Origin of the sequence: Plantibacter sp. CFBP 8775, assembly GCF_014839505.1 — a bacterium.
Taxonomy (GTDB): Bacteria; Actinomycetota; Actinomycetes; order Actinomycetales; family Microbacteriaceae; genus Plantibacter; species Plantibacter auratus.
Genome location: NZ_JACYNV010000002.1, coordinates 851220 through 877100 on the forward strand (window position 1 = coordinate 851220; position 25881 = coordinate 877100).

17 protein-coding genes and 1 tRNA gene are annotated in these 25881 nt (G+C 70.3%); 4 read left to right on the forward strand and 14 right to left on the reverse strand.

What is annotated here, in order from left to right:
* The first annotated feature begins 66 nt into the window (after positions 1–66).
* Both IFR14_RS16465 and IFR14_RS16470 read left to right on the forward strand, forming a co-directional pair.
* Positions 67–2619, forward strand: a complete 2553-nt coding sequence (locus IFR14_RS16465) for a transglycosylase domain-containing protein (protein ID WP_191941637.1) — start codon at positions 67–69, stop codon at positions 2617–2619.
* A gap of 148 nt (positions 2620–2767) precedes the next feature.
* Positions 2768–3742 (forward strand): metallophosphoesterase, encoded by a 975-nt coding sequence (locus IFR14_RS16470; RefSeq protein ID WP_249407033.1) that lies wholly within the window; start codon positions 2768–2770, stop codon positions 3740–3742.
* Between the two features lie 390 nt (positions 3743–4132).
* On the opposite strand, the gene IFR14_RS16475 is transcribed toward IFR14_RS16470, so the two are convergent.
* The 4 genes from IFR14_RS16475 to IFR14_RS16490 all read right to left on the reverse strand — a co-directional run bounded on the left by IFR14_RS16475 (position 4133) and on the right by IFR14_RS16490 (position 7610).
* A tRNA-Pro gene (locus tag IFR14_RS16475) sits at positions 4133–4206 on the reverse strand.
* 123 nt (positions 4207–4329) lie between these two features.
* Entirely contained in the window at positions 4330–4869 is a 540-nt protein-coding gene (locus IFR14_RS16480; RefSeq protein WP_191941638.1) for a hypothetical protein, read from the reverse strand.
* Positions 4870–5141: 272 nt separating this feature from the next.
* A complete protein-coding gene (locus tag IFR14_RS16485) occupies positions 5142–5687 on the reverse strand; it encodes a hypothetical protein (protein WP_064296099.1) in 546 nt (181 codons plus the stop codon).
* A gap of 123 nt (positions 5688–5810) precedes the next feature.
* Complete coding sequence (locus IFR14_RS16490; RefSeq protein WP_191941639.1) at positions 5811–7610, reverse strand: DUF4012 domain-containing protein; 1800 nt, start codon at positions 7608–7610, stop codon at positions 5811–5813.
* A 179-nt stretch (positions 7611–7789) separates the two neighbouring features.
* Here IFR14_RS16490 and IFR14_RS16495 point away from each other — a divergent pair, with 179 nt between their 5' ends.
* Positions 7790–8227 (forward strand): VanZ family protein, encoded by a 438-nt coding sequence (locus tag IFR14_RS16495; protein ID WP_191941640.1) that lies wholly within the window; start codon positions 7790–7792, stop codon positions 8225–8227.
* Here the strand turns inward: IFR14_RS16495 and IFR14_RS16500 are convergent.
* The 6 genes from IFR14_RS16500 to IFR14_RS16525 all read right to left on the reverse strand — a co-directional run bounded on the left by IFR14_RS16500 (position 8203) and on the right by IFR14_RS16525 (position 15044).
* Positions 8203–9513, reverse strand: coding sequence for a UDP-glucose dehydrogenase family protein (locus IFR14_RS16500; RefSeq protein WP_079003131.1), 1311 nt, complete (start codon positions 9511–9513; stop codon positions 8203–8205). The genes IFR14_RS16495 and IFR14_RS16500 overlap by 25 nt on opposite strands.
* Complete coding sequence (locus IFR14_RS16505) at positions 9510–10157, reverse strand: thymidine kinase (protein WP_191941641.1); 648 nt, start codon at positions 10155–10157, stop codon at positions 9510–9512. The genes IFR14_RS16500 and IFR14_RS16505 overlap by 4 nt, the downstream gene beginning before the upstream one ends.
* Positions 10158–10229: 72 nt before the next feature.
* A complete protein-coding gene (locus IFR14_RS16510; RefSeq protein WP_191941642.1) occupies positions 10230–11696 on the reverse strand; it encodes a malate:quinone oxidoreductase in 1467 nt (488 codons plus the stop codon).
* A 115-nt stretch (positions 11697–11811) separates the two neighbouring features.
* Positions 11812–12543 carry an SGNH/GDSL hydrolase family protein gene (locus IFR14_RS16515; protein WP_191941643.1) on the reverse strand — a complete coding sequence of 244 codons (732 nt, stop codon included), beginning with the start codon at positions 12541–12543 and terminating at the stop codon, positions 11812–11814.
* 34 nt (positions 12544–12577) lie between these two features.
* The gene (locus IFR14_RS16520; RefSeq protein ID WP_191941644.1) at positions 12578–13645 is read right to left on the reverse strand and encodes an aspartate-semialdehyde dehydrogenase; all 1068 of its coding nucleotides are present in this window, start codon (positions 13643–13645) and stop codon (positions 12578–12580) included.
* Positions 13646–13757: 112 nt separating this feature from the next.
* Entirely contained in the window at positions 13758–15044 is a 1287-nt protein-coding gene (locus IFR14_RS16525) for an aspartate kinase (RefSeq protein ID WP_079706865.1), read from the reverse strand.
* Between the two features lie 212 nt (positions 15045–15256).
* Here IFR14_RS16525 and IFR14_RS16530 point away from each other — a divergent pair, with 212 nt between their 5' ends.
* Complete coding sequence (locus IFR14_RS16530; protein WP_191941645.1) at positions 15257–16009, forward strand: GNAT family N-acetyltransferase; 753 nt, start codon at positions 15257–15259, stop codon at positions 16007–16009.
* A 321-nt stretch (positions 16010–16330) separates the two neighbouring features.
* Here the strand turns inward: IFR14_RS16530 and recR are convergent, their stop codons facing one another.
* From recR to IFR14_RS16550, 4 genes are all read right to left on the reverse strand, one after another.
* Positions 16331–16930, reverse strand: a complete 600-nt coding sequence (gene recR / locus IFR14_RS16535) for a recombination mediator RecR (protein ID WP_056014479.1) — start codon at positions 16928–16930, stop codon at positions 16331–16333.
* A gap of 3 nt (positions 16931–16933) precedes the next feature.
* Positions 16934–19678: a DNA polymerase III subunit gamma and tau gene (locus IFR14_RS16540; RefSeq protein ID WP_191941646.1), complete on the reverse strand. Its 2745-nt coding sequence runs from the start codon at positions 19676–19678 to the stop codon at positions 16934–16936.
* A gap of 134 nt (positions 19679–19812) precedes the next feature.
* Complete coding sequence (locus IFR14_RS16545; protein ID WP_191941647.1) at positions 19813–23796, reverse strand: family 43 glycosylhydrolase; 3984 nt, start codon at positions 23794–23796, stop codon at positions 19813–19815.
* Positions 23797–24079: 283 nt separating this feature from the next.
* A complete protein-coding gene (locus tag IFR14_RS16550) occupies positions 24080–25837 on the reverse strand; it encodes a glycoside hydrolase family 35 protein (protein ID WP_191941648.1) in 1758 nt (585 codons plus the stop codon).
* Positions 25838–25881: the final 44 nt, after the last annotated feature.

The window sequence follows — 25881 nt, forward strand, 5'->3', positions numbered from 1 at the left end:
GCAACGATCGGGTTTCAACGCGGCGCTGAGCGGGCCTTTTTCAGGATTGTCGCTTAGCATCGATCCATGCCTCAACAACATCGCACGGCCACCGGTGTGCTCGGCGGCTTCCTCGGCTTTCTCGGCCTGAGCGTCGCAGCGGGTGTCCTCGTCACCGCCACGGTCACCCCGGCCCTCGCCGTCACGGGGATGGCGACCAACAGCACGATCAACGTGTTCGACGGTCTGCCCGACTACCTGGCGCTCGACGAGCTGGCGCAGAAGTCCAGCATCTACGCGACCGACAGCGCCGGCAACCCGCAGCTGCTCGCGTCCTTCTACCAGCAGAACCGCATCGAGGTCGGCTGGGACCAGATCAACCAGTTCGTCAAGGACGCGGCGGTCTCGGCTGAGGACCCGCGCTTCTACGAGCACGGCGGTGTCGACCTCACGGGTACGATCCGAGCCGTCGCGATCAGCGCGACGGGCCGCGACCTGCAGGGTGGTTCGTCCATCACGCAGCAGTACGTGAAGAACGTGCTCGTCCAGAAGGCCGAGGCCATCACCGACGAGGCCAAGATGAAGGCCGCGTATGAAGAGGCGACGAAGGCGACCCCTGAGCGCAAGCTCAAGGAGATGCGCATGGCCATCGGCCTCGAAAAGCGCTACGGCAAGCAGGACATCCTGCGCGGCTACCTCAACATCGCCGGCTTCGGCGGCCGCACCTACGGCATCGAGGCTGCGGCCAACTACTACTTCGCAACCTCCGCCGCCAATCTCAACCTCGAGCAGGCCGCGGCGCTCATGGCGATCGTCAACAACCCGGAGACCCTACGTCTCGACCGTCCCGAGAGTGAGACCAACGGCGCAGCGAACGGGTACGCGCTCACCCTCGACCGGCGGAACTACGTCCTCGATCAGATGATCAAAGAGGGCAAGATCACGCAGGAGCAGTACGACGTCGCCATCGCGACGGCCATCACGCCCACCATCAACCCGGCGAGCACGGGTTGTCAGACGGCCGTCAACGTCGTCGCGGGCGCCGGGTTCTTCTGCGACTACGTCACCCGCGTGTTCCAGAACAACCCGATCTTCGGCGCGACCGAAGACGAGCGCTGGGCCGCGTTCAACCGTGGCGGTTACAGCGTGTTCACGACGCTCGACATCGAGGTCCAGAGCGCTGCACAGGCGGCGATCGACGAGCTCATCCCGCGGGTGAGCGACCAGCTCGACATCGGCGCGGTCGCCGTGACGGTCGCGCCCGGCTCGGGTCGCATCCTCGCGATGGCGCAGAACAAGGACTATTCCAACGACCCCGACGTCCTGGCGACCGGAGCCAACTACTCCGCGGTCAACTACAACACCGACGTCGATTACGGCGGTTCCACCGGCTTCCAACCCGGATCGACGTACAAGACCTTCACCCTCGCCGAGTGGCTCAAGGAAGGCCACGGGCTGAACGAAGGCGTCGACGGCCGGAAGCGCTCGCCTTGGGGAACCTTCAAGGACTCCTGTGCCGACGGTGGCACCGTGTACGCCGGTTCCGACTGGAACCCCGGCAACGACGAGGGCGGCAACGGTGGCCAGTACACCGCACTGCAATCGACGAAGCAATCCATCAACACCGGGTTCATCGCGATGGCGAAGCAGCTCGACCTCTGCGGCATCCGCAAGACCGCAGAGTCCATGGGAGTGCACCGCGCCGATGGCGGTCCCCTCCTGCAGTCTCCTGCGACGGTCCTCGGTACGAACGAGGTCGCCCCGCTCAGCATGGCGACGGCCTTCGCGACCTTCGCCTCGGGCGGCACCACGTGCGACCCGATCGCGATCGACCGGGTCGTGAAGCCCGACGGCACCGACATCCCCGTTCCCTCGGCGAACTGCCGGGTCGGACTCGAGGCCAATGTCGCCGCCACGGCGAACGTCGCACTTCAGGCGACGTTCAACGGCGGTACGACGAGCTCGTCCCGCATCGGCGACGGCATCCCGCTCATCGGCAAGACGGGTACCACCGACAACAACGAGGCCACCTGGATGAGCGGCGCGAGCACGAAGGCGGCGACCGTCGTCGGCGTGTTCAACGCGACCGGCCACGTCAACCTCCGCCGCACCTACTTCGACGCCGGTCAAGCCGCGACGATCCGACACAAGATCTGGCCGCGGGTGATGGAAGTCGCCAACGCCAAGTTCGGTGGCGAAGCGTTCGGCGACCCCGACCCGTCGCTCATCAACGGTCAGTCGATCCAGGTGCCCGATGTGGCAGGGAAGACGATCGAGGAAGCGCAGAAACTCCTCGAGGACGCGGGCTTCGGCTTCGCGAACGGTGGCGCGGCCGACTCGGTGCTGCCCGCGGGGCAGGCGGCGAGCACCAACCCGGCCGGCACTGTCCCGAAGGGTTCGATCATCACCGTCTACACGAGCAATGGGCTGCTTGCTGCCGTGCCTGACGTGAGTGCTGCTGCGAGCTATGAGGACGCGAGGGCGGCGATACAAGGCGCCGGGTTCGCGAACGTCGGACAGAAGTGTGTGGTCGACCCTGCGGCGGCGACGCCGAAGGTCACCGGGGTCGATCCCCCGGCAGGAACGGCGGCTCGCAAGGACGGCAAGATCACGGTGACGGTCTCCAAGACCAGCTGTTAGCGTCCTGACGCCAGCACGGAGGGCCCGATCGGATTCGATCGGGCCCTCCGTCGTCTTCGCGGAGCCCGCTCCGGGCGTCTTCGGAGGGGCCAGCGGGTACGCTCGTGGGACGGTCGGCACCACTCGACGACCGAGGAGGAGACGATCGATGGCGGCACCCATGAGCACCGGCGGCAGACTCGGAACGGCAGCGGCCGTCGTGGCAGGCCTCGGGGCCCTCACCTTCGGGTACGCGTCGGTGATCGAGCGCAACGCCTTCGCGCTGCGCAGGGTGACCGCTCCGGTCCTCCCGCCCGATGCTGAGCCGATCACCGTGCTGCACCTCTCCGACCTCCACATGGCGCCCTGGCAGCGCCGGAAGCAGGCCTGGCTGCGGTCACTGGCTGATCTCCGGCCGGACGTCGTGATCAACACCGGCGACAACCTGGGACATGAGCAGGGCATCGACGGGATCCGGGCTGCGCTCTCGGTGTTCGCCGGGGTTCCGGGGGCGTTCGTGCACGGCTCGAACGACTACTACGGTCCGACCGCGAAGAATCCGTTCAAGTACTTCACGCAGACCTCCTCGAAGCACGTCTCCCCGACGACGCTCGACACGGGCGCGCTCGAGCGGTTCTTCATGGACGAACTCGGCTGGATCGACCTCAACAACGCGGTCGGTGAGATCTCGGTGGGCAGGACCCGCCTCGACCTGTTCGGCGTCGACGACCCACACAAGCACTTCGACCGCCTGGACACCTTGACGGCGCTCATCGACGAACGGCTGGACGCTGAGACGCTGGAGACCGACGACCCGTCGCTGGCGCACACGGTGACGGTGGGCGTGATGCACGCTCCGTATCGTCGGGTGCTCGACGCGTTCGTGACGCAGGGTGCGCAGTTCATCTTCGCGGGGCACACCCACGGCGGTCAGGTCTGCGTGCCGGGCTACGGTGCGCTCGTGACGAACTGCGACATCCCTCGCAAACAGGTGAAGGGGCTCAGCGTCTGGCGCCACGCCCTCCGCTCGGCGTACCTGAACGTGTCGGCGGGTGTCGGCACGTCCATCTATGCACCCGTGCGCTTCGCCTGCCGGCCGGAAGCGTCGCTCGTGACGCTCCTCCCCCGTCGCACGGTGGTCTGACCGGGCCCGACTGCCCTTCGACAGGCTCAGGGACCAGGACTCTCTGGACCAAGCACCCTCCGCCGGTCGCTGAGTGCCATCCGCCGGTCACTGAGCACCCTCCGCCGGTCACTGAGCTTGTCGAAGTGCGCCCTTCGACAGGCTCAGGGACCAGGACCCTCTGGACCGAGCACCCTCCGCCGGTACCGAGCACCGTCCGCTGGTCCCGAGCGCCCTCCGCCGGTCACTGAGCTTGTCGAAGTGCTGCCCTTCGACAGGCTCAGGGACCGGGAATCTCCGGGCTTTGCTGTCGGGGTAGCGGGATGTGCAACCCGCCAGCCCAGCAGACCGCCAGCCCGGGGAAACAGAGAAGCCCGGCCAGACGACTTCTCGTCTGACCGGGCTTTGCTGTCGGGGTAGCGGGATTTGAACCCACGACCTCTTCGTCCCGAACGAAGCGCGCTACCAAACTGCGCCACACCCCGATGGCCCGAAGGCCTTGTCTAGGATAGCCGATTTTTCAGCGGCTGTTCGCCACTTCCTGGAATCGGTGGATCCCGGACCGGATCAGCCGGGCGCCGCCATCGCCGCCCGGCCGACCCGTGTTCTCACGCCTGCTGGCGGCGACGCACGACCACGGTACCGAGCGCGGCGGCACCGACGGCGAGGAGCCCGCCGGCGACCCACGGGAGGGCGGTTCCGGCGAACCCGGTGTCGGCGAGGGCATTGCCCCCGGCAGACGGGTCGGAGGCCGATGCGGCGGCCGCAGCGGCGTCCGCGGGGTCCAGGACGGTGAAGTCCGACGAGTCGGTCACGGCACCCTGGGTCGCGGTCAGCGTGTACGTGCCTGCGGGGTCCGCAGCCGTGTCGATGGAGACCTGGATGTCGCCGGCCGCGTCGGCGACGGTCGACAGCGTACGAGCGGAGACGCCGGCCGCGGAGGAGTCGATGGTGATCGACACCGTCTGGTTCGCGGCCCAGAAGTCCGAGCACGAGTACGAGACCGCCGCGCCGCGCGCGACGCTCGCCGGCGTGATCGAGTTGCAGCTGCCAGGACCGTAGCTGTCGCCCTCGAGCGCGTTGGCTGCGGTGGGCAGCGCGACGACGGCGAGGAGGACGAGTGCGGCGGCGGAGAGAGTTCGTTTCATGTGCGGGCCCCTAGGTGTGCGGATGGCGCATGCGCTGCGTGATGCGACATGCGGACAGGGCCTGGAGCCGAGCGCTGTTCACTCGTGGCCTCCATGGCCGTCATCATGCTAGGGGAGCCGCCATCTCACCAGGGCTGGAAAACCGCGGAATTCCGCGGATGTGACCACCTTTGGGGGTACGGCCTGTCCGTCTGACGCCAAGCCGGGCGAGGACGGTGTCAGGTCGTGGTCCGAGCGGACGACCGATCGGACCACGCATCCCGAACGACGGATCAGGCCGTCTTGCGGCGACGGATCGCCATCGCTCCGACGACGCCGGCACCGACGACGAGGAGGCCTCCGCCGATCCACGGCAGTGCTCCACCGTCGAAGCCGGTCGAGGCGAACTCGCGCTCCGAGACCTGGAACGAGGCGCTCTCGGTGGTCGCGCCCTGGGTCGCCGTGACCATGCAGGTGCCGGAGGCGGTCTTGCTGGTCTCGATCGTCACCGCGAACGCACGGGCGGCGTCGGCGCTGAACGTGCCGGACGTCGGCACGGCGCTCTGCTCGGCGGCCTGCTCGGTCGCGCCGGCGGTGTTCGGCTTCGCAGCGGGAATGCTGCAGCCGGGCCCGGCGACGGTGACCGTCACCGGAGTGCCGGGGTCGAAGGTGCCGTCGCAGCGGAAGACGGTCGACTCCCCCTGGGTCACCGACACCGGTGTGAGGGTCGCACAGCCGGCAGGGCCGTAGGTGGACGAGTCGGTCGCTGCACTCGCGGCGGTCGGGGCCGCGAAGACTGCCAGGAGGCAGAGCGATGCTAGGGCAAGGGTGCGCTTCATGTTGATATCCCCAAGGAACGTCGAATACCCCCTGCGTCCGCCGATTTCGGGTGGGCGTCCGCGCGAGGTTCCCCAGGGTCACGAATTCGGGTGCGTGGCTTCCTGAGGTGTTGTCATGCTATGTCAGGAGCCGCACCGAGGGAAGGCCGAAATGGTCGTTTTGCCCGTGATTCCGGGGGTTGTGACCAGGTTTGGGGGTACGTCGGAGGCCTTCGGAGCGAGCACCGTGAAGACGAGTTCCGTTGTCGCCCCCGGAGTGAGGGTCACGTCGGTCTGGGCGTAGAGACGACCGTTCGGGTCGGTCACGGCCTTGACCGGCAGGTCCTCGCCGTCGCTCGCTCCGAGCAGGGTCGCGCCGAGCGGACCGTGGATCACGACGCGCGTCGCGATGTCTCCTGCGGGGGTGCCGAAACGCCCGCCTGCGGTCACGTAGTCCGGCAGGGAGGTCGCGGCATCCGCTGGCGCGGTGGACGTCAGGGTGACGGCGACGACGTATTCCGCACCCTGCTTCGTGCACCGGGCGTCGCGGATGTCGACCTTCGTCTCCAGGTAGTAGTCCATCTTGGCGCGGGTGAGGTCTTCGAGGTAGACCCCGGTGTACACGGCCGCGTCGTCGGTCGCCGGTGGGATCCCGGCGAGGCTCGTCTGGGCGATCAACGCCTGTTCGGCGGGGACCGCACTCCACACGTGGAGACGGTTCTCCGCGCCGGACTCGGACAGGGCCTGGACGAGCGCACCGGGGTCGGGCGAGCGGGAGATCATGTCCTCGAACACCGCGCCCGAGACCGCGGCGAAGAACGCGTCCTGTACGAGCCGGTCCGGGAACCGGGCGTAGACGTCGCTCAACAGCGTCTTCGCCGCATTGTCGGCGGTGAGCTCGGTGCCGTCCGGGAGGGCGACGGGTCCGGTCGCCTCCAGCAGGTGTGCGAGGACGTAGGGGTCGACGGCGACCACGGTGTCGATGGGCACGCCGAACACCTGGGTCCCCATGGCTGCGGCAAGCTCCCCGGTGCGACTGAAGTCGACCGTGAGGTTGGTGTCCTGGATGTATCGGCCGAGGTTGTCGGTGTAGACGTTCTGCTCGAACGGGGTGAGCGGCAGCACGGGGGCGGGGAATCCGGAGAAGTCGTCGCTCCCCCGGGTGCCGACGAAGGAGATGACGCCGTTCTCCGCGTGGATGAGGGCCACCGCCCCGGCGATGCCGCCACTCGAGCGCAGCTCCGCGTTGTTCTGGATCATCACCATGATGTTCCGGGGCCCGGCCCCGCCCGCCATGTCCGGCAGGAGCGCCGTGGCCCGCGCCGCGGTGTCGAGCATCGTGGACGCACCGGTGATCGTGCGGGTGAGCTTCTCGACGGCGTCGGCGACCACCGGCAGCGCACCGTCCGTGCCGATCGTGTCAACGCGCCCGGCGATGGTGTCAGCCGCTGCGGCCGCGTCGGCCACAGTCGGCGCGACGGCACGGAGCGGTTCCGTCGCGATCGAGCCGTCCCCGGGGAGCAGGGAGGACAGGTTGACCTGATCGGCGATCTCGACGACCCTCGGCACGACGTCGACCGCGACGTCGTCGGTGGCCGCGGCTGCCTGTCGCACCGCGGAGAAGTTCACGCCGAGGAACGGGACCGCCTCGGCCGCCCGCCAGATGGGATCACTCGTCAGCGACACCGCCTCGCCGGTGTGCTTGGTGAGTGCACGCTGCGTGGCCTCGGTGCCGCTCGCGTCGCCGTCGAGCACGGCCGACTGGAGCGACTTCGCCTCCGACTGGGCGGCTTCGAGCGCGTTCTTCGCCAGGGACGCCCGGACGCCGAGCCATGCTCCGAGCGCGAGGACGACGAGGAGGACGGCGAGCGCGATCCACCACAGACGCGAACGCCGACGGCCGGGCAGGCGGATGCCGGCCGTCGCCGGGCGTGGGTCAGCCAAGAGTGCTCCTTGTTCGGGTAGGCACAGCCTAACCGTCGGATGACGGCCTCTGAGGGTCGCTGCACGCCCCCTTTCAGGGGTGGACGACGCACGCCACAGCAGGGCTCACGGCCGCTCATGGCCTACGATTGCGGGATGCCGTCAGCACGCCCGTCGACCGATCTGGAGCCGCACCGCAGATGACCCGCACGCCGCGCATCGTGATCGGGATCCTGCTGCTGCTCTGCCTGTGCGTCATGCTCGGCATCGCGTTCTGGCCGACGCCCGTCGACGCCGACGGCCGGACGACGCTGCTCGCGATCCTCGACCGGTTGCAGGCCGCGGGCGCCCCGGCCTGGTTCGACTACCGCTTCGTCGAATCGGCCGCGAACGTCGTGCTGTTCATCCCGCTCGGCGCCCTGCTCGCCCTCGAGGTGCCGTTGCGGCTCTGGTGGGTCGCACCGCTGACGACGACCCTGTTCTCGGTCGCGATCGAACTCGGACAGACCCTGCTCCCCGAGCGGGTCGCGACGATCGCCGACGTCTACGCCAATGCGGCCGGAGGGCTGCTCGGCGCGACGATCGTGCTCGTCGTCCGGCTACTCGTCACCGGTCACGGACGACCGAGACCGACGTAACGCCAGCCGGCGCCCCGCCAGGCGTCCACGTCGAGACAGTTGCGTCCGTCCACGATCGTCTTGCCCGCGGTCAACTCGGCGACGGCCGAGGGGTCCAGGGCGCGGAACGCCTTCCACTCGGTCACGACCACGACGATGTCCGCGTCCGTCACGGCCTCTTCCGCCGAGTCAGCGAACGTCAGCTGCGGGTGGAGCCGACGCGCGTTGGGGACGGCTTCCGGATCGAAGGCGAGCACCTTCGCACCCAGTCCGTTGAGGCCGACGGCGACGTCGAGGGCCGGCGAGTCTCGGACGTCGTCGCTGTCGGGCTTGAACGCGAGCCCGAGCACCGCGACCCGCTTCTGGTAGGCGCTCCCGCCGAGCTCCTCGACGACGAGGTCGATGACGCGCTGACGACGACGCAGGTTGATCGCGTCGACCTCCTTGAGGAAGGCCACCGACTCCCCACGACCGAGCTCCTCGGCGCGAGCGGTGAAGGCGCGGATGTCCTTCGGCAGGCAGCCGCCGCCGAACCCGACACCGGCGTTGAGGAAGCGGCGACCGATCCGGGCGTCGTAACCGATCGCGTCGGCGAGCTCCGTGACGTCGGCGTCGGTGACCTCGGCGATCTCCGCCATCGCGTTGATGAAGGAGATCTTCGTGGCGAGGAACGCGTTCGCGGCGACCTTCACGAGCTCCGCGGTCGAGTACCCGGTGGCGACGAGCGGCGTGCCGGTCGAGAGTGCCTGGGCGTAGACCTCGTCGAAGGCGGCTCGCGCGACGGCGGCGTCCTCGGGAGCCGGCGGCAGCCCGTACACGAGTCGGTCGGGCGCGATGGTGTCCTGCACGGCGAAGCCCTCCCGCAGGAACTCGGGGTTCCAGGCGAGCACGGCGCCGGTCGGGGCGACGAGTTCCGCCAGGCGCGCAGCGGTGCCGACGGGGACGGTCGACTTGCCGACGACGACGTCGCCTGCCGACAGGTGCGGCAGGAGGGCCGTCACCGCGGCGTCCACATAGCGCAGGTCGGCCGCGTTGGAACCGGCCTTCTGCGGCGTGCCGACCGCGACGAAGTGCATGGTCGCCCCGGCCGCGTCGGCCATGTCCGTGCTGAACCGCAGGCGGCCCGACTCGACGCCAGCCAGCAGCAGCTCCGGCAGGCCGGGCTCGAAGATCGGCGAGCGTCCGGCGGCGAGCGCCTCGATCTTGGCCGGATCGACGTCGATGCCGACGACCTCGTGCCCGATCGATGCCATGGCGGCCGCGTGCACGGCCCCCAGGTAGCCGCAGCCGATGACGGAGAGCTTCATGCGTGTGATCCTTCGCTGATGGGAGGTGCGGTTGGCGTGCTGGACAGGCGACCGCCGGACTCCTGCAGGTAGCAGACGCCGCAGAGCGATTCATAGGTGACGGTGGTGCCGTCGATGGCGACCTGGTCGCCGTCGAACACGAAGGTGTCGCCGAACCGACGGCCGTTGAAGATCGCCTTCCGACCGCACCGACAGATCGTCTTGAGCTCCTCGAGGCTGTGGGCCACCTCGAGGAGGCGGCGGCTCCCGGGGAACGCGACGGTCTGGAAGTCGGTCCGGATGCCGTAGGCGAGCACCGGGATGCCCTCGAGCAGCGCGATGCGGAGGAGGTCGTCGACCTGTTCCCCGTGGAGGAACTGGGCTTCGTCGACGAGGAGGCAGCTGACGTCCTCGCCGGTCTCCTGCACGACGCGGCGACGGTGCTCAGCGAACACCCGGACGGCGTCGTCGTCAGGACCGAGCAGGAAGTCGGCGTCGCGGGTCACACCGAGGCGACTGACGATGGCGGCGTCGCCCTTCGTGTCGAGGGACGGCTTGGCGAGGAGGACGCGGTGGCCGCGCTCTTCGTAGTTGAACGCCGCCTGGAGCAAGGCGGTGCTCTTGCCGGAGTTCATCGCCCCGTATCGGAAGTACAGTTTCGCCACCAGGCAAGCTTAGGGTTCCCAGGCTGCACCTGTCGCATCCGACGAGGGGCCGGGCGAGCACCCGTGCGGCGGCTACAGCGAGATGTCGAGGGCCTCGGCGGTGCTCTCGAGGACCTTCGCGGCCGTCTCGGGGACGTCGTTCAGCGTCGAGCCGTAGGTCGGGATCATCTCGCGGAGCCTCGGTTCCCACGCGGCCATCCGGTCGGGGAAGCACTTGCGCAGGACGTCGAGCATGATCGGCACGGCCGTCGACGCGCCGGGGGAAGCGCCCAGCAGTCCCGCGATCGTGCCGTCCGCACCCGTGATGACCTCGGTGCCGAACTGCAGGACCCCGCCCTTTGCCTTGTCCTTCTTCATCACTTGGGCGCGCTGCCCGGCCTCGATGAGGTACCAGTCCTCGTCCTTCGCCGTCGGCAGGAACTCGCGGAGGCTGTCCATCTTCTGCTTGCGGGACTGCAGGAGCTGCCCGACGAGGTACGTGATGAGGCTCGGGTTGTCCTTCGCGACCGCCAGCATCGGGAGGAGGTTGTGCGGGCGCACCTGGGTGACGAGGTCGAGCATCGATCCGCGCTTGAGGAACTTCGGGCTGAACGTCGCGTACGGGCCGAAGAGGAGGCTCGCCTGGCCGTCGACGACGCGGGTGTCGAGGTGCGGGACCGACATCGGCGGGGCACCGACCGAGGCCTGGCTGTAGACCTTGGCCTGGTGCTTCGAGACCACCGCGGGGTTGTCGGTGCGGAGGAACTGCCCGCCGATGGGGAACACGCCGTAGCCCTTGATCTCGGGGATCCCGGACTTCTGCAACAGCTTGAGCGCCCATCCGCCGGCACCGACGAAGACGAAGCGGGCGTTGATCTCCATCGGTGAGCGACCGAGGGTCTGGCGGCCACGGATGCGCCACGTGCCGTCCTTCAGCCGCTTGAGCGATCGGACCTCGTGGTTGGTGCGGACGTGGGTGTTCGGCGCTGCGCCGAAGAGCTTGTGCGTGAGCGAACCGAAGTCGACGTCGGTGCCAGCGGTGATCCGGGTGGCCGCGATGCGTTCGCCGACGGCACGACGGTTGATGAGGAGTGGAGCCCACTCGGCGATGACGGCCGGGTCCTCCGAGAACTCGATGCCGGCGAAGAGCGGCTGGTCCTTCAGCGCCTCGTAGCGCTTCCTCAGGTATTCGACGTCCTTCTCGCCGCGCACGAACGTCATGTGCGGGGTCGGGTTGATGAAGGTGTCGGGGGCGCCGAGCAGACCCTCCTCGACGAGGTGCGACCAGAACTGGCGGCTGAGCTGGAACTGCTCGTTGATGCCGATGGCCTTCGCCGGGTCGACGTGGCCGTGGGCGTCCTGCGGCATGTAGTTGAGCTCGCACAGCGCGGCGTGGCCCGTCCCGGCGTTGTTCCACGGGTTGGAGCTTTCGAGTGCGACGTCGCTCAGGCGCTCGTACACCTCGACCTTCCAGTCAGGCTGCACCTGGTGGATGAGGGCGGCGAGCGTGGCGCTCATGATGCCACCACCAATGAGGGCTACGTCGATGGTTTCGGTCACCAGAGCAGTCTAGTCGCGGCGAGGCCCGAGCTCTCCACGCGCGTGCTGTCGCTGATCGCGTGCAGTGAGATCGCTCGATGTCGAGACACTTCGCCCCGACTGTCTGCCCGCCGGCTCAGCGTCCGGGGAGCGCGGGGGTGAGGGCGTCGAGCTCCTCGAGCATGCGCTGCGCGAGGTGCGCGTACCCGGCGTCGCTCGGGTGGAGGCCGTCGGCGGAGATCCACGTCGCCGGGTCCTCGTCCAGCCAGTGCGACGCCCCGGAGATGTAGTCGGCCCCGATGGTGTCGGCGGCGTCGTGCACCCAGCCGATGATCTGTTCGACGGACGCCGGTCGCTCAGCGGTGTACCACCAGGGCTCCACCACGATGATGCGGGTGCCGGGCAGCCCGTCGCGCAGCCGCTGGAACTCCGGCAGGATCGCGTCCTGGATCGCCTGCTCGTTGCCGGTCCACTCGAAGTTGTCGTTGATGCCGAGCGCGACGATGAGGACCTCGGGGTGCTGCGCGATGACGTCGGCCGTGACATCGCCGACCTTGTCGCGCTTGCGGACGAAGCCGAGGCCCGGGTAGCCGGCGTTGTACTCCGTCCAGCCCTCGGCCTGCGCGACGAGCGAGGACCAACGGGCGGCCGGCGACGATGCGGCCGAACCCTTCGTGTACGAGTCGCCGTAGAACGCGACGAGCGGTCCGACGGCGACCTCGGAGCCGGCCGTGTCGGCGCGGGCGACCGTCGTCTGCTGGACGTCGGCACGCAGGCCACTCACGGTGATCACCGCGGTGACGGCAATGGCCGCCGCGATGAACGCGGCCAACCACCGTCGGCGCAGGCGTGGTCGCTGGCGGGCCATGTCGTCGTCCCCGATCGGGTGGAGGGAGGGCCGGTCAGACCGCTGCGGGCTGTGCGAGCAGCTCGGCGGCGACGATCTCGGCGATCTGCACCGCGTTGAGGGCGGCACCCTTGCGGAGGTTGTCGTTCGAGATGAACAGGGCGAGGCCCTTGCCGGCCGGCGCGCTCTGGTCCGGACGGATGCGCCCCACGAACGACGGGTCTGCACCGGCGGCCTCGAGCGGCGTCGGCACCTCCGACAACTGGACGCCCGGTGCGTCGCTGAGCAGCTCGATCGCCCGTTCCGGCGACAGGTCGCGCGAGAACTCGGCGTTGATGGAGAGCGAGTGGCCGGTGAACACGGGCACGCGTACGCAGGTGCCCGACACGAGCAGCTCGGGGAGCTCGAGGATCTTCCGGCTCTCGTTGCGGAGCTTCTTCTCCTCGTCGGTCTCACCCAGGCCGTCGTCGACGATCGAGCCGGCGAGCGGGATGACGTCGAAGGCGATCGGGGCGACGTACTTCTCGGGAGCCGGGAAGTCGATCGCCGAACCGTCGTGGACGAGTCGGGTGAGGTCGCCCTGGGCGACCGCGGCCTCGATCTGGCCGGCGAGTTCAGCCGCACCGGCGAGCCCGGACCCGGAGACCGCCTGGTAGGTGTTGACGATGAGGCGGGTGAGCCCGGCCTCGGCGTCGAGGACCTTGAGGACCGGCATGGCCGCCATGGTCGTGCAGTTCGGGTTCGCGACGATGCCCTTGACCGCGTCCTTGATGGCGTGCGGGTTCACCTCGCTGACGACGAGCGGGACCTCGGGGTCCATCCGCCACGCGCTCGAGTTGTCGATGACGAGCGCACCCGCAGCCGCGAACCGCGGAGCCTGCGTGCGGGAGCCGGTCGCGCCGGCCGAGAACAGGGCGATGTCGATGCCGCTCGGGTCGGCCGTCTCGACGTCCTCGACCACGATGTCCTGGCCAAGGAACGGGAGCGTCGTGCCCGCCGAGCGAGCCGTCGCGAAGAAGCGGATCTCGCTGATCGGGAACTCGCGTTCCTCCAGCAGGCGGCGCATGACCTTGCCGACCTGACCGGTCGCTCCGACGACACCGACACGTACACCGTTGCTCATGGGGATTCCTCTGGTTTCAGGGGTTGTTGTGAACCATCTTGCATCAGGATCGGCGGGATCGCGCCCGTCGGTCCTCGGTCGGCTTGGTTCCTGAGCCTGCCGAAGGGCGGGCTCAGCGGCCGGTGCCGCCGTGGACGACGGCTTCGTCCTCGCCGTCGAGACCGAACGCGGAGTGGACCACGTTGGCGGCCTTGTTGAGGGTGTCGGCGCGGGTCACGACCGAGATGCGGATCTCGCTGGTGGAGATCATCTCGATGTTGATGCCCGCTGCGCTGAGCGCCTCGAAGAGCTTCGCCGAGACGCCGGTGTTCGTGCGCATGCCTGCCCCGACGAGGGCGAGCTTGCCGATCTGGTCGTCGTGCTGGATGGCCGAGAAGCCCACCCGCTCCTGCTCGGCTGCGAGCGCGCGGAGGACCTGCTGCGCCTCGGGCTTCGGCAGGGTGAACGAGATGTCGGTGACGCCGGAGACGGCGGTCGACACGTTCTGGACGATCATGTCGACGTTGCCGCCCGACTTCGCGACGATCGTGAAGATCTCCGCCGCCTTGCCCGGCAGGTCGGGGACACCGACGACGGTGATCTTGGCTTCGCTGAGGTCGGTCGCGACTCCGGCGACGATGGGCTGCTCCATGGGTGCCTCACCTGCTCCTGGGTTGTTGCGGCTCGCGTCGTTCAGGACGAGCGTGCCTTCGTTGTTGTTGAAGGACGACCGGACGTGGAGCGTCACGCCGTGGCGGCGTGCGTACTCGACGGCGCGGATGTAGAGGACCTTGGCGCCCGAGGCCGCGAGCTCCAGCATCTCCTCGCTGGAGATGCGGTCGATCTTCCGGGCTTTCGGGACGACGCGGGGGTCGGAGGTGAAGATGCCGTCGACGTCGGTGTAGATCTCGCAGACGTCGGCGTCGAGGGCTGCGGCGAGCGCGACGGCCGTGGTGTCGGAGCCGCCACGACCGAGCGTGGTGATGTCGCGGGTGTCACGGTTGAAGCCCTGGAAGCCGGCGACGATGACGATCGCGCCGTCGTCGAGGGCCTCGCGCAGGCGCACGGGGGTGACGTCGACGATGCGCGCGGCGCCGTGCTGGGCGTCGGTGATCATGCCGGCCTGGCTGCCGGTGAAGGATCGCGCGACGTAGCCCATGCTGCTGATCGCCATCGCGAGGAGCGCCATCGAGATGCGCTCGCCGCTGGACAGCAGCATGTCGAGTTCGCGGGGCGCCGGGATGGGCGTCACCTCGTGGGCGAGGTCGAGCAGTTCGTCGGTCGTGTCGCCCATCGCCGAGACGGCGACGACGACCTCGTTGCCCGCTTTGCGGGTCTCCACGATGCGCTTCGCCACGCGCTTGATGCTCTCGGCGTCCGCGACGGAGGACCCGCCGAACTTCTGCACGATCAATGCCATCGGATCTCCTGGGGAAGTCGGTGCGGGCACGAGCGGCCCAGCGATCATCCTACCCATCCGGGCATTCCGCGCCGTTCATGTGACGAAGGGCACCCTCACCCGCTCCGGGGCAGGAGATCCGCCCCGCAACAGGACGCTTCGGCCCGTTCGGTCCTGCTGTCGCGCCGATCTCCTGCGGTGGGGAGGCGAGTGGGCCTCGGTAGGGTTGGCCTATGCAGCAGGAAGACGCGCGGGTGCTCGCGACGGTGCGACGCCTCTGGCAGGGGCTCGCCTCGCCGACCGCGCGATTCTCCGCCGGCCGCGTCGCCGTCGTCGTGAACGCCGGCTCGATGGCGTGCCCGCCCGGATGGATCGGCGTCGTCGAGATCGACGGGAGCGCCCTCGCGATCGTGCCCGACGAGGACACCGCCAGGCGACTCGCCATCGAGGACGAATCACCGAGGAGCGTCGGGACGGTCGGGTTCCTCCGCTCGCGCGTGCAGGTCGCCGAGGTCCTCGGGCCGGCGACGCTCGACTACCTGCTGCCCGGGCGGTTCCGACCGGCCGAGGAGATCGACGTGGTGGCGAGTAAGGCGAGTGACCCCGCCATCGAGTCGCTGCTGTCGAAGGTGGGCGACGACGAGGCCTCGGAGAGCGGGATCTTCGGCATCACCTCGCCGCTGTTCTCGGTGCGCGAGCACGGTCGGGTCCTCGCCGTCGCCGGCTACCGGTCGTGGCCGTTGGGCGTCGCGCACGTGACAGCGTTGACCGCCCCGGAGGCTCGCGGGACCGGTCTCGCGACCCGACTGGCCTCGACCGCGGTCGAGCATGCCCTCGCGGGCGGGCTCCTCCCCCAGTGGCGTGCCGCCGACACGAACCCCGGCTCTCGCGCCGTCGCCCGCAAGCTCGGCTTCTCCGCGATCGGCCGGCAGCTGTCGGCCCGCCCGGTGGTCGCCGAGTGGCCGGCGCCCTCCGCCGACGCCTGAGGCGCGCCCGGTAGGACGTTCACAACTCAGGAGCGTCGCCGTGTGTCGGCGCCGGCACCTGCCGGACAGCGGCGCCACGCCGAGGGTCGCCTGAGTTGTGAACACCCCGTCGAGCCCCCGAGACGTTCGCAATTCAGGAGGACGTCCGGGTGTCCCACTCGTGCGACGCCCTCGGACGCGACACACCGGCGAGCGTCCTGAATGGTGAACACACCCGGCGACACCTCAGGAGGTTCGCAACTCAGGAGCGTTCCGGCGTGGCGAGGCTGTTCCGCGCCCGAGGTCGTCGACCCGCCGAAGCACTCCTGAGTTGTGAACGGGTCAGCCGCTGACGACGGTGCGACCCTCGAAGGCACGACCGAGGGTGACCTCGTCGGCGTACTCGAGGTCGCCGCCGACGGGGAGACCGGAGGCGAGGCGCGTGATGCGGATCCCCATCGGGAGGAGCAGCCGGCTGAGGTACGTGGCGGTCGCCTCCCCCTCGAGGTTCGGATCGGTCGCGATGATGACCTCGGTGACGGTGCCGTCGGCGAGGCGCTGCATGAGACGACGGATGTTCAGGTCGTCGGGTCCGACGCCGTCGATCGGGCTGATGGCGCCGCCGAGCACGTGGTAGAAGCCGCGGAACTCACGCGTACGCTCGATGGCGACGACGTCCTTCGGTTCTTCGACGACGCAGATCAGGGCCGGGTTGCGACGCGGGTCGCGGCACACGCTGCAGAGGTTCTGCTCGGAGATGTTGCCGCAGATCTCGCAGAACTTGACCTTCTCGCGGACGACGGTGAGCAGCTCGGCGAGCTTCGACACGTCGAACGACTCCGTCTGGAGGATGTGGAACGCGATGCGCTGCGCCGACTTCGGACCGATGCCGGGCAGCCGCCCGAACTCGTCGATCAGATCTTGGACGATTCCCTCGTACATGGCCTACCGCCCTCCGGAGCGCGGCTCGTGCGGCTGCTCCTCGATGAATGTCGCGCCGAGGAGCTCGCGGACGACGCTCTCGCCGTACCGGTTGTCACCCGCGGGGTGGGACGTCGGCACCGGGGGCGCCTGGCGCATCCGGACCGGGGGCTGCGGGCGCTGCTCGGCGACCGGCGCCGCAGGCGGTGCGGCCTGCGGGGAGCCGGCGGGAGCTGCTGATGGCGCGCCGGCAGCAGGGGATGGAGCAGGGGCCGACGACTCGAACGGGTCGGGGTAGGGCGGCTCGTCGTCCGGCGGCGGTGCGTCGTCGTCGGACGGGATCGAGACGACGTCCCAGGTGACGGTGCGCGAGCCGAGCGCGTCACCGTTGGACGGGCCTCGGGCGGGTGCCTGCTGGCGCGGCGGGGTCGACGGCTGGCGCTGCGCGGGTGAGCCGGCCGGCGTCCCGGGGGCTCCGGATCCGGCGGGTCGCCCGGGCTGCCCTTCGACAGGCTCAGGGACCGGAGACGGCCGGGTCGACGAGGCAGGCGCAGAAGACGGGGTGGGCCCTTCGACAGGCTCAGGGACCGAGGAGGGCTGCGTCGACGAGGCAGGCGTGGGAGACGACGTGGGCCCTTCGACGGGCTCAGGGACCGGAGACAGCCGGGTCGCCGAAGCAGGCTCGGACGCGGACGCGGGCCCTTCGACAGGCTCAGGGACCGGGGACGGCCCTTCGACAGGCTCAGGGACCGGGGACGGCTCGGGCTCGTCGGCCGGCGGCGCGACCGTCGCCCACGAGGAGGCGGAGACGGAGGTCTGCTCCTCGGCCGGGGCGGTGACCGACGACGCGGGTGCCGATGGCGCAGCAGCGGATGGCGCGGCGTCGGCCGGCGCAGCGGAGGCGGGCTCGCCACCGGCTGGTGCGACGGTGGGCCACGAGGAGCGGGATGCCGACCCGCCGCTGCTGTCTGATGACGACGGGGCTGCAGGGGCTGGGACGGTCTGCGGCAGGCTCGGGGTCGACCAGGCGGACGACTCCGACGACGGAGCGCCGGTGGCGGGCGCCGTGGCCCGCGGTGCCGGCGGCTCGTCGGCACCGGCCACCTTGGCGAGGTACTTCACCCGCACGCCGAGGACGTCGAGGACCGCCGTGCGCAGGACCTCCGCGACACCGGTGCCGGGCGCGTGCCGTGCCTTGAAGTCGTTGAGGTCGCTGTTGTTCGCGAAGACGAGCGTGAGGACGTCGTCGTCCGAGTACCCGCCGACCTGGGTGTTGACGACGATCATCCAGGCCTTGCGGTCGGCCTTCTCGACCCGCGCCACGATCTCGGGCCACGCGTCGCGGAGGTGCTGCAGGGTGACCGGGCCGACCCGAGGGGCGGCGGGGGTCGGTGCGGCGGGCTGCGCGTGGTCAGGTTCCTGTGCCGGTCGACGGTCGGGGGCCGCGGATGCTGTCGAGGCAGCGGCCGGGGCGGGAGCCGGGGCGGGAGCCGGGGCGGAGCTCGCCACCGTGCTCGCGGGGACCGCGCCGGCAGGGGCCGGAGCGCGGTCGGCGACCACGGGCTGCGCGGAGACCGCGGGCTGGCCGCCCTCGACGGCGGCACCCTCGACGCCGATGCGACGCTCGAGCCGCTCCACCCGGGCCAATGCACCACGAGCGGAGTCGTCGGCTGCGGGCACGAGGATGCGCGCCATCATGAGCTCGAGGTGGAGCCGGGGCGACGTGGCGCCCGTCATCTGGGTGAGCGCCTCGTTCACGACGTCGGCCGTGCGCGACAGCTCGGCGATGCCGAACGCCCGCGCCTGGGCGAGCATCTTGTCGAGTTCGTCCTGCGGGAGCCCGCGGAGGACCGCCGCCGCGTTCTCGCCCGTGGCGGCAACGACGATGAGGTCGCGGAGTCGCTCGAGCAGGTCGTCGACGAAGCGGCGTGGGTCTTGTCCGGTCTGGATGACGCGGTCGACGGTGCTGAAGGCGGCACCGGAGTCGCGGGCGGCCAGGGCGTCGACCACTTCGTCGAGCAGGGCCGTGTGGGTGTAGCCGAGCAGGGCGACCGCGCGCTCGTAGTCGACGGAGTCGCCCTCGGAGCCGGCCATCAGCTGATCGAGCAGGGACAGCGTGTCGCGGGCGGAACCGCCACCGGCCCGGACGACGAGCGGCAGCACGCCGGCTTCGACACCCACGTGCTCGCTCTCGCACAGCTGCTGGACGTAGTCGAGCATCTGCGCCGGCGGGATGAGCCGGAAGGGGTAGTGGTGGGTGCGGGAGCGGATCGTGCCGATCACCTTGTCGGGCTCGGTCGTCGCGAAGATGAACTTCACGTGCTCCGGCGGCTCCTCGACGATCTTCAGCAGGGCGTTGAAGCCCTGCGGGGTGACCATGTGCGCCTCGTCGAGGATGAAGATCTTGTAGCGGTCGCGCGCGGGCGCGAAGATCGCGCGCTCGCGGAGGTCGCGGGCGTCGTCGACACCGTTGTGGCTGGCCGCGTCGATCTCGACGACGTCGAGCGATCCGGAGCCGTCGCGGGAGAGGTCGACGCAGCTCGCGCAGACGCCGCACGGGGTGTCGGTCGGGCCCTCGGCGCAGTTGAGGCAGCGGGCGAGGATGCGCGCGGACGTCGTCTTGCCGCAGCCACGTGGACCACTGAACAAATACGCGTGGTTGACGCGGTTGGTGCGGAGGGCCGTCATGAGGGGATCGGTCACCTGCGCCTGACCGATCAAGTCGGCGAACGTCTCGGGCCGATACCGGCGATACAGAGCTGTGACCACCCACCAATGGTAGCCGTCGCCCCCGACATCGGAGTCGGGGATCGGACTCCCCCGTCCGTTCGCCCATTCGCGGGCGAACGAACGTTCCCTCGCCCAGGAATGGGCGAGGGAACGTGTGCTTCAGGCGGAAGCCGTCAGCGTCGGACGATCATGATCCAGGAGAGCTGCACGTCGGTGCCGCCACCCGAACCGACGGGATCGAGGGTGATCGACAGACGGCCGTCCGCATCCGGCTGCACGGACGACAGCGTCGCCACGGTCGGGGTGCCGGTGATCGGTTGCGCACTGAGCAGCGTCGCCCCGTTCGCCCCGATGTCCGCGCGCCGGTCGTCGGCCCACTGCGACCACGGGTCGTACAGCCCGACGTACACGTCGTAGCTCCCCGCGTCGAGGGAGTCGAACGCGTACTCCAGCGTGCGGTCGGTCGCGGAACTCGCGACGTAGCGGAGCGACTCCGAGAACGGCCCGTCGGTCGTCCCCGTCTCCGCGCCGACGACGCCCCAGTTCGCGCCGGTGGCCGCGTCGGCCCCGAGCGTCCGGTCGAACGTCGAGTTGAGCAGGGTGCCGTCGGCGTCCGCCACCGAGCGGATCGCGTCGTACTCGGGCGACGCCGATCCCCCGGCGTCGACGAGGTAGACGAGGTCCTTCGGGACGACCGTCACCTGCCGGGTCACCGGGCGGGACACGCCCTCGACCGTGCCGGTCAGCGAGACCGGGCCGGGGACGGCGAGCGCAGCGGTGTCCCACGTGATCGTCCGGGTGGTCGTCGTGCCGCCCTCCGTGACCTGCGCCTCGGTCGGCAGGGTGCTCGCGTCGCCGAGCCGGACGGTCGCCGGCACGTCGACGTCGACCGCGACCTTGCCCTTCCCCTCGAGGTCCGCGAGCGTCCACTCGTCGTACCACTTCAGGGAGAGGGATCCGTCGTCGCCGAACTCGAGCGGGAGCCAGACGGCCGGCGCGTTGCGGAGGTCGGACGGCGTCCAGCGGTCGCCCATGTAGATGAACTTGCCGGCGGCCGCGTCGATGGGGATCACGGACGTGCTCTGGCTGCCGTGGGTCGTCGACGCACCGGAGCCGCTCACCGGGTTGCCGTGGTCGGTCCACTCCCCCAGCATCGAGTCGGCGGTGGCGTACTTGGCCGGGTTGGGGTTCCAGCCGGTCGCGCCCGAGGTGATGAGGTAGTACGTGCCGTCGTAGACGAACACCGCCGGGGCCTCGCGCTGCCCACCGATGTAGGTGCGGGTGAAGTCCTCGCCCTTCACGGCGCGGTCGACGGGTGCCGACAGGAACATGAAGTTCGACGACAGCTTGGAGATGAAGAGGGTCAGGTTCTCCTCGCTCGCGTAGATGATGTAGCCGGTGCCGTCGACGTCGGTGAAGAGGTTCATGTCGCGGGCCATGCCGGGGCTGTCGGGCTGGTAGTTCGGCTCGCCCTCGGGCGCGACGTTCAGGCGGTAGCTGTCCACGTAGCGGAACGGGCCGGTCGGTGAGTCGGAGACCGCGACGCCGGCGGTCGCCTTCGCGTACTGTGCGTCGGAGGTCGCACTCGGGCCGTCGGTGTGGATCCACATGACCCACTGCTCGGTTGCGGCGTTGTATATGACCTTCGGCCGCTCGAGGATCGCCGCCGGGACGGCCGGGTCGCTCGGGACCGTCAGGAGGTCGCGGACGACCGCCGCGCGTTGCCGGGACGTGTAGTCGGCGTACAGCTCGGCTGCGGCCGGATCGGTCGTGAGCTGGTCGGCGGTCGACAGGGCGTGCAGCGCGAGGCCCTCGTCGGTCCAGTTGTAGAGGTCTCGCGAGGAGTACACGTGCACCCCGCGGCTGCTCGCGTAGCCGTTCCACCGGTCTTCGCCGTACCAGTAGTAGATCGGCCGGCCGTCGGCGTCCGTCGACGGCACGACCTGCCCGCCGTGTGCCTGGATCGGGTTGCCCTGGTCGTCCACCCAGGCCTGGCCCGGGCGGAAGGAGTCGTAGGTGACGATCGGCCGGAGTGCGGTGAGTGCGGCACCGAGCGCGTCGTAGGCCGCGGTGAGTGCCGCGGTGTCGGTCGACCCGGCGTCCACGAGCGCCTGGGCGTCGGCGATCGCCGCGTCGAGGACGGCGAGCGAGTCGGCGACGTAGCCGGCGCGCTGCCCCTCGTCGAGCGTGACGGCTCGGATCTTCGCCGCGAGCACCTCGGTGGACGCCGTGTGCGGCGCTCGGATGACGATGTAGTTCACCGCGGGGTCCGTGTAGGTGTTGGTCCGACCAGCCGGGCTGTGGACCTCGAGGTCGAGGGTGCCGTCGTCGACGCTCACCGTGAGCTGCTGCTCGAGGAGCGCACCGGCCGGCGCGGTGACCTGGGCGAGCGTCTCGCCCTCGGCCCTGAGGTCGAGCGATCGTGCCGCCCAGCCGCTCGGCAGGTTGAACCCGAGGGTGACCTCGTAGTCGCCGGCCGGGAGGTCGAAGGCGTAGTCGACCGATCGCGTCGGGAGCGAGCTGCCCGCGGGCGGTGCGTCGTACCGGAGGGAGGCGGTCTTCTCGGTCCCGGAGGAGCTGTTCGCCGTGGGGTTGCTGTTCGCGTCGGCGACGAATCCCCAGGACGCGCCGGTGGCGGCGTCGACCCCGTAGGACTGGTCGGTGCGTGACTGGTACAGCCCGATGTGGTCGCCGGCGGAGACCGCATCGGTCACCGTGCTGCCGGCGTTCGCGAAGTAGAGGACGAAGTCGTTGGCGACGAGCTCGTCGACCGTCGGGCTCGGGTAGCTCGGTGCGGCCTCGGCACGCGGTGCGTCGGCCGTGACGAGGGCGCCGGAGAGCCCGAGGGCGAGGACGACCGCGCCCGCGACGCCACTGCGTCCGACACCGCCGCTGGAGGACGCGTCCTCGGCGGCGCTCGAGGCGGCGACCCGACGACGGCGGAGGATGAGCAGTGTACCCGCGAGCAGGAGTACCGCAGCCACGATCACCGCGGCGGCGATCGAGACACCCGACACGGCGAGGCCGCCGGCACCGCCTGCGTTCGTGCCCGAGCCCGGCTGACCGACACCCGGGTCCGCCCCGGGCTCGCCGCCCGGCCCGGTTCCGGGATCGGTGCCGCCGGGCAGGGAGTCGACGGTGTTTCCCGGGCCGCCGTTCGTGCCTCCGGCGACGGGAACCGCTCCGGCCGCGGCGACGGCACCCGTCTCGCCGAGCGCGACACCGGCCGCGAGCAGACCGTCGGGCAGTGCCGCACGGGCGTCCGCAGCACCCCAGACGGTGACCGATCCATCGGCGGCGATCGCCCCGGACAGGTACGGACCCGCGAAGACGCGGACGACGTCGACCCCGTCGAGGGACGCCGGCACCTCGGTCTGGCCGGAGCCGTCCGCGCCCCAGGCGAGGACGGTGCCGTCGCCGGCGAGGGCGAGCGTGTGGTCGGTGCCGGCGGCGAGCTGCACGACGTCCTCGTCGGCGAGCGCCGTCGGGAGCTCGAGCTGCCCGGCGTCGCTCCGGCCCCAGGGGACGACGTCACCGTCGTCGGTGAGAGCGACGGTGAAGCCGGATCCGATGGCGACGTCGGTCACGCGTGCACCGTCGAGCGCGGTCGGGAGGTCGTTCTGTCCGAATGCGTCGTCACCCCAGAGCGCGAGCGTGCCGTCGGCGCGGACGGCGGCCGAGTTCGGTCCGCCGGCGGCGATGCGGAGGACCCGGTCGAGTCCTGCCGGGACCGTGGCCTGGCCGTCGGCGTCGCGGCCCCAGGCGGTGACGGTGCCGTCGGCGGCGAGCGCGAGCGAGTGGTTCGTGCCGGCCGCGACCTGGGTCATCGTCCCCGTGAGGCTCGGGACGGTCGCCTGACCGAAGCCGTCGGCGCCCCACGCGAGCACGGTGCCGTCCGCACCGAGCGCGACGGCGTGGCCGAGACCGGCGGCGACGCCGGTCACCGGGGTGCCGACGAGGTCCGCGGGAGCCGCGGGGTCGCCCCAGCTGAGCAGGGTCGCCGCGGGCGCCTCGGCAGCGGCCGCACTCCCCGCCGTCAGGGCGGTGGTGCCGACGATGGCGGCCGCCAGGAGCCCGGCGGCGAGACCACCGCGCCGCAGGACGGCGGCACCTCCATCCGGTGTCGGTCGGTCGGGTCGTCTCGTCGCTCGTCGCATGCTGCGGCGTCCTTTCACGTCATCGTGGGGTGCTGCGTTTGGATCGGTCCCTGAGCCTGTCGAAGGGCGGGAAGCGGTTCGGTGGCCCTTCGACAAGCTCAGGGACCGGGGTTGAGGTCAGGGACCGGGGTTGAGGTGCTGGCGTTTGGATCGGTCCCTGAGCCTGTCGAAGGGCGGGGAGCGGACCTGCGACCCTTCGACAAGCTCAGGGACCGGGGTCAGGGACGGGGTGGTGCGGTCGGCGCCGCGTCAGTGCGCGCGACGCCGACCGGATCGTGGGCGGCTAGAACTCGGTCGGGCCGAGCGAAGGGCGGGCGAGGAAGGAGAGCGTCGGCGTCGTGAGCGCATGGAACTCGAACACCGTGAAGCGGTTCTCCCCGGCACGGAGCTGGCCGCCCGGGACGTAGAGCGTGTGCTGCGGCCCCCGCGACCAGTAGCGGCCGAGCAGGAAGCCGTTCACCCAGACGAGCCCCTTGCCCCAGGCCGCGGTGTCGAGGAACAGGTCGGTGGGCGCGTCGAGCGTGACGGTGGCGGTGAGCAGGACCGGCCCGGCACCGCTGATCGTGGCGCCGGACGTGCGCGTGGCTGCGGCGTCCACGACGGAGTCGAGGCGGTCGAGGGCCACGGGGGCGATGCCCCACGACGTGAGTTCCACGCCATCGAGCGACACGGGCCCGATGATCCCCTTCGGCTCCCCCAGGCGCTTGCCGTAGTTGACGCGGCCCTGGTTCTCGAGGAGGAGTTCGAGCGTCTCACCCGCCGGGATCACGATGGACCGCTCCTTGAACTCGCGGGTGAGTGCACCGACCGGAACGCCGTCGACGGAGACGACCACGCGGTCGCGCACCTCGTCGAACCGGAGCACCCCGCCGCGTCCACCGAGCGACGCCCGGTATCGCGCCAGACCGCTGAACGCTCCGAGTTCGTCCATCGTGGGGATCCGGTCGAACGCCTGGAGCGGCGCGATCTCGTCGGCCACGTCCGCGAACGTGACCTCCTGCTCGAAGGACGCGGTGAACGCCGGGGCGTCCGTCGCCGCCGGTGGGATCTCCGTCGGCACCTCGGCGTACCTCGCGATCACGTCGCGGAAGGCGAAGAACTTCTCCGTCGGGTGGCCCGCCTCGTCGAGGGGCGCGTCGTAGTCGTAGGAGGTGACGTGCGAGCGGTACTGCCCCTTGTCGTTCGCGCCACCGGTGAACCCGAAGTTCGTGCCGCCGTGGAACATGTAGATGTTCACGGACGCACCGGCCGCGAGGAGCGCGTCGAGGTCGGCCGCCGTCTCCGCGACGGGCGTCGTGTGGTGGTGCTCGCCCCAGTGGTCGAACCAGCCGTCCCAGAACTCGGAGCACATGAGCGGCCCCGTCGGCTGGTGTTCCCGCAGGGTCGCGAGGCGTTCGAGCGAGCGGCTGCCGAAGGAGCCGGTCTTGTGGAGTTCGGGGATGCTGCCGTCCTCGAGCATCTGGGCCGTGGGCTGGTCGACGGTCGTCAGCGGCACGGTGATGCCGAGCTCGCGGGTCCAGTCGGTCAGCGTGCGGAGGTAGTCGTGGTCGTCGCCGTAGGCGCCGTACTCGTTCTCGACCTGCACGAGGATGACGGGACCACCGCGGTCGATCTGCAGCGGGGCGACGATCGGCAGCAGCGCCTCGAAGTACTCGCGGACGGCGGCCAGGTAGCGAGGCTCGCTGCGACGGAGGCCGAGCTCGGGGTCGTGCAGCAGCCAGCCGGGGAGGCCGCCGTTGTCCCACTCGGCGCAGATGTAGGGGCCGGGGCGCACGATCGCGTACATGCCGGCGTCGGCGACGAGGCCGAGGAAGCGTTCGAGGTCGTTCACGCCCGTGGTGTCGAACACGCCGCGCTCGGGGCTGTGCTGGTTCCACGCGACGTAGGTCTCGATGGTGTTGAGGCCCATGAGCTTCGCCTTCGCGATGCGGTCCGCCCACTGCTCGGGGTGCACCCGGAAGTAGTGGAGGGCTCCGGAGAGGATCCGGAACGGCTGGCCGTCGAGCAGGAAGTCGTCGGCGCCGATGGAGAAGGTGGGCATGCTGGGGCTCCGTGATGAAGGGGTGCGGATGGAGCGACCACGGC

Coding starts and splice junctions, on each gene's coding strand:
- IFR14_RS16465 (WP_191941637.1), top strand. CDS start 67: ATGCCTCAACAACATCGCACGGCCACCGGTGTGCTCGGCGGCTTCCTC.
- IFR14_RS16470 (WP_249407033.1), top strand. CDS start 2,768: ATGGCGGCACCCATGAGCACCGGCGGCAGACTCGGAACGGCAGCGGCC.
- IFR14_RS16480 (WP_191941638.1), bottom strand. CDS start 4,869: ATGAAACGAACTCTCTCCGCCGCCGCACTCGTCCTCCTCGCCGTCGTC.
- IFR14_RS16485 (WP_064296099.1), bottom strand. CDS start 5,687: ATGAAGCGCACCCTTGCCCTAGCATCGCTCTGCCTCCTGGCAGTCTTC.
- IFR14_RS16495 (WP_191941640.1), top strand. CDS start 7,790: ATGACCCGCACGCCGCGCATCGTGATCGGGATCCTGCTGCTGCTCTGC.
- IFR14_RS16500 (WP_079003131.1), bottom strand. CDS start 9,513: ATGAAGCTCTCCGTCATCGGCTGCGGCTACCTGGGGGCCGTGCACGCG.
- IFR14_RS16515 (WP_191941643.1), bottom strand. CDS start 12,543: ATGGCCCGCCAGCGACCACGCCTGCGCCGACGGTGGTTGGCCGCGTTC.
- IFR14_RS16520 (WP_191941644.1), bottom strand. CDS start 13,645: ATGAGCAACGGTGTACGTGTCGGTGTCGTCGGAGCGACCGGTCAGGTC.
- IFR14_RS16525 (WP_079706865.1), bottom strand. CDS start 15,044: ATGGCATTGATCGTGCAGAAGTTCGGCGGGTCCTCCGTCGCGGACGCC.
- IFR14_RS16530 (WP_191941645.1), top strand. CDS start 15,257: ATGCAGCAGGAAGACGCGCGGGTGCTCGCGACGGTGCGACGCCTCTGG.
- recR (WP_056014479.1), bottom strand. CDS start 16,930: ATGTACGAGGGAATCGTCCAAGATCTGATCGACGAGTTCGGGCGGCTG.
- IFR14_RS16545 (WP_191941647.1), bottom strand. CDS start 23,796: ATGCGACGAGCGACGAGACGACCCGACCGACCGACACCGGATGGAGGT.
- IFR14_RS16550 (WP_191941648.1), bottom strand. CDS start 25,837: ATGCCCACCTTCTCCATCGGCGCCGACGACTTCCTGCTCGACGGCCAG.